The sequence below is a fragment of the Citrobacter sp. wls714 genome (assembly GCF_005281025.1).
GTDB classification, from domain to species: domain Bacteria; phylum Pseudomonadota; class Gammaproteobacteria; order Enterobacterales; family Enterobacteriaceae; genus Citrobacter; species Citrobacter werkmanii.
In genome coordinates this window covers 232,711-246,303 of the sequence record NZ_SZWZ01000029.1, presented here as the reverse complement: position 1 = coordinate 246,303, position 13,593 = coordinate 232,711, and the positions used below count along the sequence as shown (strand labels likewise).

Annotated in this window: 13 protein-coding genes and 3 tRNA genes; 7 read left to right on the top strand and 9 right to left on the bottom strand. The window is 51.9% G+C overall.

Annotation, left to right across the window (positions count from 1 at the left end; all coding sequences use genetic code 11):
- The first annotated feature begins 261 nt into the window (after positions 1-261).
- The 5 genes from FDX11_RS06925 (at position 262) to pnuC (ending at position 2,592) form a co-directional block, all read left to right on the top strand.
- Positions 262-337: transfer RNA gene (locus FDX11_RS06925), tRNA-Lys, on the top strand.
- Positions 338-382: 45 nt separating this feature from the next.
- Positions 383-458 (top strand) — tRNA-Lys (locus FDX11_RS06920).
- Between the two features lie 32 nt (positions 459-490).
- Positions 491-566, top strand: a tRNA-Lys gene (locus FDX11_RS06915).
- A 236-nt stretch (positions 567-802) separates the two neighbouring features.
- Positions 803-1,846, top strand: a complete 1,044-nt coding sequence (nadA, locus tag FDX11_RS06910) for a quinolinate synthase NadA (RefSeq protein WP_137397670.1) — start codon at positions 803-805, stop codon at positions 1,844-1,846.
- A 26-nt stretch (positions 1,847-1,872) separates the two neighbouring features.
- The gene (gene pnuC, locus FDX11_RS06905; protein WP_042309675.1) at positions 1,873-2,592 is read left to right on the top strand and encodes a nicotinamide riboside transporter PnuC; all 720 of its coding nucleotides are present in this window, start codon (positions 1,873-1,875) and stop codon (positions 2,590-2,592) included.
- Here the strand turns inward: pnuC and zitB are convergent.
- Positions 2,589-3,530: a CDF family zinc transporter ZitB gene (gene zitB, locus FDX11_RS06900; RefSeq protein WP_042309673.1), complete on the bottom strand. Its 942-nt coding sequence runs from the start codon at positions 3,528-3,530 to the stop codon at positions 2,589-2,591. The genes pnuC and zitB overlap by 4 nt on opposite strands.
- 113 nt (positions 3,531-3,643) lie before the next feature.
- Positions 3,644-4,018, bottom strand: coding sequence for a YbgS-like family protein (locus tag FDX11_RS06895; protein ID WP_042309671.1), 375 nt, complete (start codon positions 4,016-4,018; stop codon positions 3,644-3,646).
- 316 nt (positions 4,019-4,334) lie between these two features.
- Between FDX11_RS06895 and aroG the strand changes: the two genes are divergently transcribed.
- Positions 4,335-5,387: a 3-deoxy-7-phosphoheptulonate synthase AroG gene (gene aroG, locus FDX11_RS06890; protein WP_137350192.1), complete on the top strand. Its 1,053-nt coding sequence runs from the start codon at positions 4,335-4,337 to the stop codon at positions 5,385-5,387.
- Positions 5,388-5,456: 69 nt separating this feature from the next.
- Here the strand turns inward: aroG and gpmA are convergent, their stop codons facing one another.
- From gpmA to modE, 7 genes are all read right to left on the bottom strand, one after another.
- Positions 5,457-6,209: a 2,3-diphosphoglycerate-dependent phosphoglycerate mutase gene (gpmA, locus tag FDX11_RS06885; protein ID WP_042309669.1), complete on the bottom strand. Its 753-nt coding sequence runs from the start codon at positions 6,207-6,209 to the stop codon at positions 5,457-5,459.
- A 233-nt stretch (positions 6,210-6,442) separates the two neighbouring features.
- Entirely contained in the window at positions 6,443-7,483 is a 1,041-nt protein-coding gene (gene galM / locus FDX11_RS06880) for a galactose-1-epimerase (RefSeq protein ID WP_079224957.1), read from the bottom strand.
- Positions 7,477-8,625 (bottom strand): galactokinase, encoded by a 1,149-nt coding sequence (gene galK / locus FDX11_RS06875; RefSeq protein WP_137397669.1) that lies wholly within the window; start codon positions 8,623-8,625, stop codon positions 7,477-7,479. Before galK ends, galM begins: the two co-directional genes overlap by 7 nt.
- 3 nt (positions 8,626-8,628) lie before the next feature.
- Positions 8,629-9,675 (bottom strand): galactose-1-phosphate uridylyltransferase, encoded by a 1,047-nt coding sequence (gene galT / locus FDX11_RS06870; protein WP_038638980.1) that lies wholly within the window; start codon positions 9,673-9,675, stop codon positions 8,629-8,631.
- Positions 9,676-9,684: 9 nt separating this feature from the next.
- Positions 9,685-10,701: a UDP-glucose 4-epimerase GalE gene (galE, locus tag FDX11_RS06865; protein ID WP_038638984.1), complete on the bottom strand. Its 1,017-nt coding sequence runs from the start codon at positions 10,699-10,701 to the stop codon at positions 9,685-9,687.
- 217 nt (positions 10,702-10,918) lie between these two features.
- Positions 10,919-12,391: a molybdate ABC transporter ATP-binding protein ModF gene (gene modF, locus FDX11_RS06860; protein ID WP_137397668.1), complete on the bottom strand. Its 1,473-nt coding sequence runs from the start codon at positions 12,389-12,391 to the stop codon at positions 10,919-10,921.
- Between the two features lie 67 nt (positions 12,392-12,458).
- Positions 12,459-13,247 (bottom strand): molybdenum-dependent transcriptional regulator, encoded by a 789-nt coding sequence (gene modE, locus FDX11_RS06855; RefSeq protein ID WP_061381931.1) that lies wholly within the window; start codon positions 13,245-13,247, stop codon positions 12,459-12,461.
- Between the two features lie 130 nt (positions 13,248-13,377).
- Between modE and FDX11_RS06850 the strand changes: the two genes are divergently transcribed.
- Positions 13,378-13,527 (top strand): AcrZ family multidrug efflux pump-associated protein, encoded by a 150-nt coding sequence (locus FDX11_RS06850; RefSeq protein WP_003023026.1) that lies wholly within the window; start codon positions 13,378-13,380, stop codon positions 13,525-13,527.
- Positions 13,528-13,593 lie beyond the last annotated feature (66 nt).

Here is a 13,593-nt window from a genome sequence, read left to right as displayed (position 1 = left end):
CGCAGGTTCGAATCCTGCACGACCCACCACTAACTCAGTTAGTAAGTAGTATCCAGCGTAGTATCACAAGCGCAAAAACGCCTTAACGCGATGTAATGACCACCATGCGACCAGAAATCGTGTTATTTCTGGTCGCGTCGTGTGATTCCTAAGCAGTTGAGTTATTTACCTCGAAATTTTTGTTGCGCTAAAATCTGAAATCAGTAATATATGCCGCCGTTGCCAAGGGATATCAAACAGCCTGAAAGCGGCGAAAAAAGTGGGTCGTTAGCTCAGTTGGTAGAGCAGTTGACTTTTAATCAATTGGTCGCAGGTTCGAATCCTGCACGCCCCACCAATTTCTGGTGGTTCCGAGTAAAAATTTGTCAGGTGACATCCGAGCGGGTCGTTAGCTCAGTTGGTAGAGCAGTTGACTTTTAATCAATTGGTCGCAGGTTCGAATCCTGCACGACCCACCATCCTGAAAGTATCAAGAAGTAAACCCCATAAGGGGGCGTTAGCTCAGTTGGTAGAGCAGTTGACTTTTAATCAATTGGTCGCAGGTTCGAATCCTGCACGACCCACCAATGTAAAAAGGCGCCCTAAAGGCGCCTTTTTGCTATCTGCGATTTACAAGATTCGAACCTGCAGCAGGTTCAGGCCTAACGCCAGTCGCCATCCGGCACTCATCACACGCAATTATTGTGACTTTTCTGCGCTAATCCGCTATCTTGTTTAGCATATAAAACAAATCGAACCGAATATGGCGTGCGTCACGCTTTTAATCGGTTATTTCGTTAAGCTAGTAAAACGAGAAAGCAAGATGAGCGTGATGTTTGATCCTGAAGCAGCAATTTATCCGTTCCCGCCGAAGCCAGCACCGCTGAGTGTGGATGAAAAACAATTTTACCGTGAAAAAATCAAGCGCCTGCTAAAAGAGCGAGATGCTGTTATGGTCGCGCACTATTACACCGATCCTGAAATCCAACAGTTGGCCGAAGAGACCGGCGGCTGTATTTCTGATTCTCTGGAGATGGCGCGGTTTGGCTCAAAACATCCCGCTTCTACGCTGTTGGTTGCGGGCGTGAGGTTTATGGGAGAGACCGCCAAAATTCTCAGCCCGGAAAAGACCATCCTGATGCCGACCCTGCAGGCGGAATGTTCATTAGATCTGGGTTGTCCAATTGATGCGTTCAGCGCATTTTGCGACGCGCATCCGGATCGCACCGTGGTGGTTTACGCCAATACCTCAGCGGCAGTTAAAGCGCGTGCCGACTGGGTTGTGACCTCCAGTATTGCGGTTGAACTTATTGAGCATCTTGATAGTTTAGGTGAAAAAATCATCTGGGCCCCGGACAGACATCTGGGCAACTACGTGCAAAAACAGACCGGCGCAGATGTGCTCTGTTGGCAGGGGGCCTGTATTGTCCACGATGAATTCAAAACCCAGGCATTAACGCGTATGAAGGGGCTTTACCCCGATGCCGCCGTGCTGGTGCACCCGGAGTCACCTCAGTCCATCGTTGATATGGCCGATGCGGTCGGGTCAACCAGTCAGTTAATCAACGCAGCTAAATCGTTACCGCACCAGCAACTGATAGTGGCGACAGACCGGGGTATTTTTTACAAAATGCAGCAAGCGGTTCCGGATAAAGAGTTGCTTGAAGCGCCAACGGCTGGCGAAGGGGCAACCTGTCGCAGTTGCGCGCATTGTCCGTGGATGGCGATGAACGGCCTCAAGGCGATTGCTGAGGGGCTGGAGCACGGGGGAGCGGCTCACGAGATACATGTAGATGCAGCGCTGCGAGAAGGTGCATTGCTGCCGTTAAACCGCATGTTGGAATTTGCGGCTACACTTCGAGCTTAATTAATTTATTTGCTCTGGGGGAAAAGATGGACTTTTTTAGCACGCAGAACATTCTGGTACATATTCCGATCGGTGCGGGCGGTTACGATCTGTCGTGGATCGAAGCCGTGGGGACGATCGCCGGGTTATTGTGTATTGGCCTTGCGAGCCTTGAGAAAATCAGTAATTACTTCTTCGGACTGATAAACGTCACGCTGTTTGCGATTATTTTCTTTCAGATCCAGCTCTATGCCAGCCTGTTGCTGCAGGTTTTCTTTTTTGCCGCGAATATCTACGGCTGGTATGCCTGGTCCCGGCAAACCAGCCAGCATGAGGCAGAGCTGAAAATACGCTGGTTGCCGTTACCGAAAGCGATCGGTTGGCTGGCTGCTTGCGTGGTGGCGATTGGCCTGATGTCGGTCTATATCGATCCGGTGTTTGCTTTTTTGACACGTGTTGCCGTGAATATTATGCAGGGGCTGGGATTACAGGTGGCGGCTCCTGAGTTGCAACCCGATGCATTCCCGTTCTGGGACTCCTGCATGATGGTGTTGTCGATTGTGGCGATGATCCTGATGACGCGCAAATACGTTGAAAACTGGCTGTTGTGGGTGATCATTAACGTCATTAGCGTCGTGATCTTTGCTCTGCAAGGCGTATATGCCATGTCACTGGAATATATGATCCTGACGGTTATCGCCCTGAACGGCAGCAGGATGTGGATTAACAGCGCGCGTGAACGTGGTTCCCACGCGCTGTCCCATTAATGGTGATGATGTGCATGGCCGGACACGCCCTGATACAGGTGGCAGTCTGGCCCATTGCATGGCTGATATTCCATCTGGATCGTGGCGTGTTCAATCTGGTAGTGATGAATCAGGAAATGTTGAATACGCTCCAGCAGGGCGTCGTGATCGTGCGGCGGGACTACCTGCACATGCAGCGTCATGACCGGTTTTTCACCTACCATCCAGACGTGTACATGATGCACATTGCGAACTTCGGGGATATCCCGGCTGAGATGGCGCTGCAATGCGGCAATATCCAATGTAAGCGGAGCGCCTTCCAGTAATTCATTTACGCTATCTTTTAACAACCGCCAGGCGCTACGCAGTACCAACACGGAAACCAGAATCGAGAGAATCGGGTCCGCTGGCGTCCAGCCTGTCCAGATGATAATCAGCGCAGCGATGATTGCCCCAACCGAGCCGAGCAAATCGCCCATTACGTGTAGTGCTGCGGCGCGGACGTTAAGGTTTTTCTCTTCACTTCCGCGATGTAAAACCCAAAAAGCGAGCACGTTCGCCAGTAAGCCCGCGACAGCAATGATCATCATCATGCCGCCCGCTACGGGACGTGGCGTATGAAAGCGCTCAATCGCCTCCCAGACGATTAAAATGGTGATCACAACCAATGCGATAGCGTTAACAAACGCGGCTAATGTTGTGAGTCTCAACCAGCCGAAAGTGTGCCGTATAGTGGGCGGGCGTCTGGAAAACTGGACCGCCAACAGCGCAAATAGAAGCGCGGCGGCATCTGTGAGCATATGTCCGGCATCGGCCAGTAATGCCAGCGAGCCTGAAAGTACCCCACCCACCACTTCAACCAGCATAAATCCGGCTGTGATGCAGAATGCGAAAAGCAGTCTGCGGGCATTATTGTCCTTAGGTTGCTCAGGAGAAGTATGAGTATGTGAGTGCGCCATTATGCCATCCCTTTGTTATTCTCACCTTTACTGTATGTCATGATACCGTTTTTGGGATGATAAAATTAAAAAGGAGAGCTATTGCTCTCCCGTTATTAGCTTTATTTTCAGCGCTACTGGGTAGTACCGTCAGTTTTGGTGTCGGCATCATTATTGATGCCGTTTCCGGTCTCAACCTTCTTATTTACATCCGGGCAGTGTCCGTCCTTACACATGGTGTTTTTATGCACCTCGTCTTTGGTCATTCCTTCATGGTTCATTGATGAACCGTCCGGATGCAGCATTGTGCCACCCGAATTCACATTGTTGTTATCGACATTATTTGGCGCAACGTTTTCGCGTGCGTCTGGCGCGACTTGACCGGCATCTGCCGCGGAATTTGCCTGGCCGTTATTCGACTGCGTGCTGGTGTCAGCTGCCAGTGCCGCGCCGCTGGCGAGGCTGAGTGTGGCCGTCAAAAAGAGTGAAGTCAGCTTTGTCATATGCATATTATGCTCCTGTTATGATAGAGATGTCGGATAACGTCTTCCAACAGTGCATGTGCCAATACATCAGCAGGACGTGGTTAAAAGTTTTGCTATAGAAATTATAACCAGCATAGAATCTTGAAATATATGAAAATTTAAGCTGTTGCAGTTATAAATTGTAGTCTTGATCTCTTTTTTCGCTACTTTATTGCGTTTTTTTGGCCTATTCCAGGATTAATCCGTCCAAAGTGTAAAACCCCGTTTACACTTTATGACTGAAGATATAGATTGGAGGGATTGCATTCATTTATATAAGTATGGCAACGCTGGAATAATCATGAATTATCAGAACGACGATTTACGCATTAAAGAGATCAACGAATTATTACCCCCGGTCGCACTGCTGGAAAAATTCCCCGCTACTGAAAATGCCGCCAATACGGTGGCGCATGCCCGTAAGGCGATTCATAAAATTCTCAAAGGCAGTGACGATCGTCTGCTGGTGGTGATTGGGCCGTGTTCTATTCATGATCCGGCAGCGGCTAAAGAGTATGCCGCTCGCTTGCTGGCGCTACGTGAAGAGTTAAAAGGCGAACTTGAAATCGTCATGCGCGTCTATTTTGAAAAACCGCGTACCACCGTAGGCTGGAAAGGTCTTATCAACGATCCGCACATGGATAACAGCTTCCAGATCAACGACGGTCTGCGCATCGCCCGTAAACTGCTGCTGGATATCAACGACAGCGGTTTGCCAGCTGCAGGTGAGTTCCTGGATATGATCACCCCACAATATCTTGCCGATCTTATGAGCTGGGGCGCAATTGGCGCCCGTACCACAGAATCTCAGGTACACCGTGAGTTGGCGTCAGGTTTGTCCTGCCCGGTTGGTTTTAAAAACGGTACTGATGGCACCATCAAAGTCGCCATTGATGCAATCAATGCTGCCGGGGCGCCGCATTGCTTCCTGTCTGTCACCAAATGGGGTCATTCGGCGATTGTGAATACCAGCGGTAATGGCGATTGCCATATCATTCTGCGCGGCGGCAAAGAGCCGAACTACAGCGCTCAACACGTTGCCGACGTGAAAGACGGTCTGGTCAAAGCGGGGCTTTCTCCGCAGGTGATGATCGACTTTAGCCATGCCAACTCCAGCAAGCAGTTCAAAAAGCAGATGGATGTTGCGAAAGACGTTTGCGGGCAGGTTGCCGGTGGGGAAAAAGCAATTATTGGCGTTATGATTGAAAGCCATCTGGTTGAAGGTAATCAGAACCCGGATAGCGGTGAACCACTGACCTACGGCAAGAGCATCACCGACGCCTGCATTGGCTGGGAAGATACCGATGCGGTGTTACGCCAGTTGGCGGAAGCGGTAAAAGCGCGCCGCGGGTAAGTTTTAATGCCTCTCTCATAGGCAAAAAAAAGCGCGGATAATCCGCGCTTTTTGTATTCTGCGAAAAAATTACTTCGCTTTACCCTGGTTAGCAACGGCTGCGGCTTTTGCCGCGATCTCGTCAGCGTTACCCAGATAGTAGTGTTTGATCGGCTTAAAGTTTTCGTCGAACTCATACACCAGCGGTACACCGGTCGGGATGTTCAGTTCGAGGATTTCATCTTCGCCCATGTTATCCAGATATTTCACCAGCGCACGCAGGGAGTTGCCGTGAGCGGCGATAATCACGCGCTCACCGCTTTTCATACGTGGCAGAATGGTTTCATTCCAGTAAGGAATCACACGATCGATGGTCAGCGCCAGGCTTTCGGTGACCGGCAGTTCTTTGTCAGTCAGTTTGGCATAACGCGGATCGTGACCCGGATAACGCTCGTCATCTTTGGTCAGTTCCGGTGGAGTAACCGCAAAGCCGCGACGCCATTGCTTAACCTGCTCATCACCGTATTTTTCAGCGGTTTCTGCTTTGTTCAGACCCTGTAGCGCGCCGTAATGACGTTCGTTCAGTTTCCAGGATTTCTCAACCGGCAGCCAGGCCTGATCCAGTTCGTCCAGTACGTTCCATAGGGTATGGATGGCACGTTTCAGCACAGAAGTATAGGCAAAATCGAAGCTATAGCCTTCCTCTTTCAGCAGTTTGCCTGCAGCTTTTGCTTCGCCTACGCCTTTCTCGGACAGATCAACGTCATACCAACCGGTAAAACGGTTTTCCTTGTTCCACTGACTTTCACCGTGACGTACCAGAACCAGCTTAGTTACAGCCATACATTCACTCCTATAAATCATATTTAATGATAATAATTCTCATTATATTGCCGTAAAGCGTCAGCGGCAATGCTTACGCATAACCATAGCGAAAATAGCGCCACAGTGTAAGGTTCTTGTGAACTCAAGGTTGCGATTTTGTCTTTGGATGGTGGGCTTTTGAGCGGATTTGCTGTGGGAAACAAACAACAGGCCTGATAAATTTACGCTATCGGGCCTGTCAGGATGAACTGTCAGGCAGGAATAAACTGATATTCCGTCACGCTGGCATACTCTTCCCCCGGACGCAGGAAACAGTCCGGCTGTGGCCATTCCGGATGGTTCGGGCTGTCCGGCAGAAACTCACTTTCCAGCGCCAGACCTTGCCAGTCTTCGTAGGCCTCCGGCCCACGTGAAGGCGTACCGCCAAGGAAGTTCCCGGAGTAAAACTGCAATGCCGGAGCGGAGGTGTAAACCACCATCTGCAGTTTTTCATCCTGAGACCAAACCTGAGCCGCCGGAGTACGCGCATTGCCTTGTGCCTGGAGCAGGAAGGCGTGATCGTAACCTTTTACCTTGCGCTGATCGTCATCGGCCAGAAATTCGCTGGCGATGATTTTCGGGGAACGGAAATCAAAAGTGCTTCCGGCGACGGATTTCAGCCCGTCATGCGGGATGCCCATTTCGTCTACGGGTAAATACTCGTCCGCCAGAATTTGCAGCTTGTGCTGGCGCACATCCGTTTTGTCACCGTCGAGATTAAAATAGACATGATTCGTCAAATTTACCGGGCAGGGCTTATCAACCGTGGCACGGTAGGTTATCGAAATCCGATTATCGTCAGTCAGGCGATACTGCGCGGTGGCGCAAAGATTACCAGGGAAACCCTGATCGCCATCGTCAGACGTTAAGGCAAACAGCACCTGACGGTCATTCTGATTCACTATCTGCCAGCGACGTTTGTCGAAACCGTTCGGTCCGCCGTGCAGTTGGTTATCACCCTGGCTTGGCAGCAATTCAACGGTTTGGCCGTCAAAGGTATAGCGGCTGTTGGCGATACGGTTAGCGTAGCGGCCAATGGAAGCCCCCAGAAACGCAGCCTGTTCCGGGTATTGCTCCGGACTGGCGCAACCGAGCAGGGCTTCGCGCACGCTACCATCGCTAAGTGGAATACGCGCAGAGAGCAGCGTTGCGCCCCAGTCCATGAGCGTGACCACCATCCCTGCGTCGTTACGCAGGGTAAGCAGGCGGAACGGCTGACCGTCGGGCGCCATTACGGGAATTTCGTTTAACATTGTCCGGCTCCTTGTGAAGGTTTACAGACGTAAAATGTTTCTTTAATACCGGTTTTGGCTTCGTACTGTTCGGCGACAGCCTGCTGCACGGCAGGCACCAGATCTTGCGGGATTAGCGCCACAATACAGCCCCCGAAGCCGCCGCCAGTCATGCGCACACCACCTTTATCGCCGATGGTTGCTTTGACAATCTCAACCAGCGTATCAATTTGCGGCACGGTAATTTCAAAGTCATCGCGCATTGAAGCGTGAGATTCTGCCATCAGTTGACCCATGCGTAGCAGGTCGCCTTTTTCCAGCGCATCTGCAGCTTCAACGGTACGCGCATTTTCCGTGATCACGTGACGAACGCGTTTGGCGACAATCGGATCCAGTTCGTGAGCAACTGCGCTAAAGGTTTCAAAGCTGACATCACGCAGGGCAGGTTGCTGGAAGAAACGCGCCCCGGTTTCACACTGTTCGCGGCGGGTGTTGTACTCGCTACCCACCAACGTACGTTTAAAATTGCTGTTGATGATTACCACCGCCACGCCTTCAGGCATGGAAACGGCTTTGGTGCCCAGCGTACGGCAGTCGATCAGTAGCGCATGATTTTTCTTGCCAAGCGCAGAGATCAACTGATCCATAATGCCGCAGTTACAGCCGACAAACTGGTTTTCAGCTTCCTGGCCGTTCAGGGCAATCTGCGCCCCGTCGAGCGGCAGATGATAAAGCTGCTGGAACACGGTGCCTACTGCCACTTCCAGCGAAGCCGAAGAGCTTAAGCCTGCGCCCTGAGGCACATTACCGCTGATCACCAGATCCGCGCCGCCAAACGCATCGTTGCGTTTTTGCAGATGCTTCACCACGCCACGCACGTAGTTTGACCACTGCTGGCTGTCATGAGCGATTATTGGCGCGTCCAGAGAGAACTCGTCCATTTGATTATCGTAGTCAGCCGCGATAACGCGAACTTTTCTGTCATCGCGTGTCGCACAGCTAATCACGGTTTGATAGTCGATAGCGCAGGGCAGAACGAATCCGTCGTTATAATCGGTATGTTCGCCAATCAGGTTTACACGGCCCGGTGCCTGAATAGTATGGGTGGCAGGGTAGCCAAATGTTTCAGCAAACAGAGATTGTGTTTTTTCTTTCAGACTCATTATTTAAACTCCGGATTCGCGAAAATGGATGTCGCTGACCGCACGCAGTCGTTCAGCCGCTTGTTCTGCCGTCAGGTCGCGCTGGGTTTCCGCCAGCATTTCGTAACCGACCATAAATTTGCGCACGGTTGCCGAACGCAGCAGCGGCGGATAAAAGTGCGCGTGCAACTGCCAGTGTTGGTTTTCTTCTCCGTTAAACGGCGCGCCGTGCCAGCCCATGGAGTAGGGGAATGAGCACTGGAACAGATTGTCGTAACGACTGGTCAGTTTTTTCAACGCCAGCGCCAGATCAGCGCGCTGTTCGTCGGTCAAATCGGTGATACGCAGAACATGCGCTTTCGGCAGCAGCAGCGTTTCGAACGGCCATGCCGCCCAGTAGGGCACGACTGCCAGCCAATGCTCGGTTTCAACGACCGTCCGACTACCGTCCGCCAGTTCACGCTGGACGTAATCAAGGAGCATCGGCGCGCCCTGTTCGGCGAAGTACGCTTTTTGCAGGCGATCTTCACGTTCGGCTTCGTTGGGCAGAAAGCTATTGGCCCAAATCTGTCCGTGGGGATGGGGGTTCGAACACCCCATTGCCGCGCCTTTATTCTCAAAGACCTGCACCCAGGGATAGGTTTTGCCTAAATCTGCCGTCTGTTCCTGCCACGTTTTCACGATTTCTGTTAGCGCAGGCACGCTGAGTTCCGGCAGCGTTTTGCTGTGATCGGGCGAAAAGCAAATCACGCGGCTGGTACCGCGCGCGCTCTGACAGCGCATTAACGGATCGTGGCTGTCCGGCGCGTCCGGGGTATCGGACATCAGCGCGGCAAAGTCGTTGGTAAAAACATAGGTCCCGGTGTAATCCGGGTTTTTATCGCCGGTAACGCGTGTATTGCCTGCACACAGGAAGCAGTCCGGGTCATGTGCGGGTAGAACCTGCTTAGATGGTGTTTCCTGCGCCCCTTGCCAGGGGCGTTTTGCACGATGCGGTGAGACGAGGATCCACTGCCCGGTGAGCGGGTTAAAACGGCGGTGTGGATGATCGACTGGATTGAATTGCGTCATGATTGATCCTTAATCCGTATATCCCTGCGGATGGCGTGACTGCCAGTGCCAGGTGTCTTGTGCCATTTCATCCAGGGTGCGAGTTACGCGCCAGTTGAGTTCGCGATCGGCTTTGCTGGCATCTGCCCAGTAGGCCGGAAGATCGCCATCACGACGCGGGGCAAAATGGTAATTCACCGGTTTACCGCAGGCTTTACTGAAGGCGTTGACCACATCCAGCACGCTGCTGCCGATGCCCGCCCCGAGGTTGTAAATATGCACGCCCTGTTTGCCCGCCAGTTTTTCCATCGCGGCGACGTGGCCATCTGCGAGATCCATGACGTGGATATAGTCGCGAACGCCGGTGCCATCTTCGGTAGGGTAGTCGTTGCCAAATATGGCAAGGGACTCGCGGCGGCCAACGGCAACCTGTGCGATGTAAGGCATCAGGTTGTTAGGAATACCTTGCGGGTCTTCACCCATATCACCTGACGGATGCGCGCCAACCGGGTTGAAGTAGCGCAGTAAGGCGATACTCCAGTCGGGCTGTGCTTTTTGCAGATCGGTCAGGATCTGTTCAACCATCAGCTTACTTTTGCCATACGGGCTTTGTGGTGTGCCGGTGGGGAAGCTTTCAACGTAAGGAATTTGCGGCTGATCGCCATAGACGGTCGCGGAGGAGCTGAAAATGAAGTTTTTCACGTTAGCGGCGCGCATGGCATTTACCAGACGCAGCGTCCCGTTGACGTTGTTGTCATAGTATTCCAGCGGCTTGGCAACGGACTCGCCAACGGCTTTTAACCCGGCAAAATGGATGACGGTGTCAATGGCATGATCGTGCAGAATTTCGGTTATCAGCGCTTCGTTACGGATGTCTCCTTCCACAAAGGTCGGATGCTTGCCGCCTAAACGTTCAATGACGGGCAGAACGCTGCGCTTGCTGTTGCAGAGGTTATCCAGGATCACTACCTCGTGACCGTTTTTCAGCAACTGCACGCAAGTGTGGCTTCCTATGTAACCGCTACCACCTGTAACCAATACTCTCATAATTCGCTCCGTTAAGCCTATGGTATGCAATAAACATAGCATAACAAAGATGCGAAAAGTGTGACATGGAATAAATTAGTGGAATCGTTTACACGGTGATCTTTTCACTCGTTTTCATTGGTTATTTTATTTTAAATCATCAGGTTAAGTTGTTATCTCGGAGTTTATCTGAAAAAAATGCAGAAAAAAGGGCGTGTTAAACGCCCTCAAATGAAAATTAACGCAGAGCGGTTTGTTGATAGGCGTAGACATCACCCTCGGGCACAAACTCCAGTCGATGGGTAATGCAGGCTGGGGCATCTTCAGCATGGTGGGAGACAAACAGCAGTTGGGTTTCGCCTTCACCGATCAGTACATCCACAAACCGACGAATCAGTTGGCGATTGAGCGGGTCCAGGCCTTGCAAAGGCTCGTCGAGGATCAACAAAGTCGGGTGTTTAACCAGCGCACGCACAATCAACGCCAGCCGTTGCTGCCCCCAGGAAAGACTGTGGAACGGCGCATCCGCGGTACGTTTATCCATGCCCAGAATATCCAGCCACTGCTGGACCAGTTTGTGCTGTCTGTCAGAGACGGCCTGATAGATGCCGATTGAGTCAAAGTAGCCGGAGAGAATAACGTTGCGTACCGTCGTACTGACCCGGTAATCCAGATGCAGACTACTGCTGACGTAGCCGATGTGTTTTTTAATATCCCAGATAGTTTCACCGCTACCCCGGCGGCGGCCAAACAGCGTTAAATCGTTGCTGTAGCCCTGGGGGTGATCGCCGGTGATTAAACTCAGTAGGGTTGATTTTCCCGCCCCGTTGGGGCCGACGATTTGCCAGTGTTCCCCCGGATTTACCTGCCAGCTCAGATGATGCAGGATAGGGCGATCGTTATACGAGACGGTGCCATCGTTGAGCACAATCCGCGGCGCGTTATCGGACAGCGTGCGACGGACCGAAGGCTCATCCGGCTCGGGTAACTGAATACCTTCCAGGCGTTCACTATGGGCGAGTTGGGCGATTAATGCCTGTTGCAGAAGGTCTGCTTTTGCACCGGTTTCAGTCAACGTGCAATCGGCAAGTACGCCGGCAAACTGCACGAAATCGGGAATCTCATCAAAGCGGTTAAGCACCAGTACCAGCGTAAAACCGCCTTGGTGCAGCTCAGCGAGCAGTTCTGCTAACTGGCGACGGGACGCCACGTCCAGCCCGTCAAAAGGCTCATCAAGGATCAGTAAATCTGGTGAGGACATTAACGCCTGGCAGAGCAGGGTCTTACGTGTTTCACCGGTGGAAAGGTATTTGAAACGCCTGTTGAGCAGGGAAGAAATACCAAACTGCTGCGCCAGCGCAGCGCAGCGAGTGGGATCGTTGACCTCATCCTGAATGATTTCAGCGGTGGTGCGCCCGGTGTCATCTTCACCGGGGCTGAGAAGATCGGTGTTGTTTCGCTGCCACTCGTCACTGACCAGCTTTTGTAGCTGCTCAAAGGAAAGTCGGGTAATACGCGTGAACTGACAGTGCCGCTCGCCTTTCAGTAGCGGCAATTCTCCTGCCAGCGCGCGGGCCAGGGCGGATTTCCCACTACCGTTAGAGCCAACAAACGCCCAGCTATCACCTGCGTTTAACGTTAAGGCATCTAACTGGAGCGTTTTTGTGTCGCTAAGACGAAACGTGCCTTGCGAAATTTGCAATGATGACATTTTGTATCCCATTATTTGCAGCAATGAATAACAGGGATACGTGTTCTTCAGGCTGATGTCAATCAACTCAGCACAGCGTCGCAATAATCACTTTGTCAGCATTAAAATATGCTGTTGCGTTAGCACCTTCAGCTAAAGCGTGAGTCTGTTCTACTGGCAACGTCGCACACAGCGTCTGGCCGTCTGGCAATGTCATTAACACCTCACACTGTTCTGTGCCGCGTTCGATATGACTAATCATTCCATGCAACTGATTATCGGCTGCCTGTGCAATGGCGTCGTCCTGAGTGATTCCCACCCACGGCGCTTTCAACAGAATTAATACTTCTTTACCTTCCTCAAGACCCAAACGCTCACCGCTTTGCGCAGTAATCGCCACCTTCAGGCGCGTTTCGCCATCAGCCAACAGGACGTCGACATGCTGCTGAACCTGATCGTGGTCGCGGGCGGTTATTGTGCCAAACCATTGGTTACGGGCGCTGGTTTGCAGTGAAAAGCGGGAAATGGCTGCCAGCAGACTATTGAGCGGCAGCGCATCGTCATCGCTCAACACATCAAACGCTTTTTGTTGAATTTGCGCGAGCAAATCATACAGTTGGATCAGACGCTGGCCATAACGCGTCAACACCGCGCCGCCGCCGCCTTTACCGCCGGTGGCGCGCTCAACCAGCGTCTGCTCACTGAGCTGGTTCATTTCGTTAATCGCATCCCAGGCGCTTTTATAACTGATACCCGCATCCTTCGCGCCCTGACTGATGGAGCCGGAAAGCGCAATGTGCTTAAGCAGAGAAATGCGACGGGGATCGGCAAACAGTTTTTGCTGAAGTTTCAGCGTAAGAAGGATTTCGGCCTGCATCACAAGCTCCTGGCAAAAAAGGGTATTGTGACGGAAAACCGCGTGCGCGCAAAGCCGACCGCACAAAAGGGGAGTGCTTTTCTGCGTTATGCGGTTAGAATACGTCTAAGGACTATATCTGGAGTTGACCATGTTAGAGTTATTGAAAAGTCTGGTATTCGCCGTAATCATGGTACCTGTGGTGATGGCCATCATTCTGGGGCTGATTTACGGATTGGGTGAAGTGTTCAACATTTTTTCCGGTATCGGTCAGAAAGACCAGTCCAGACAGAATCATTGATTCCCCAAACGCCCGCTTAGTCGGGCGTTTATATTTTTGCCTTTCAGCTCGTTTTCTCTGACAACA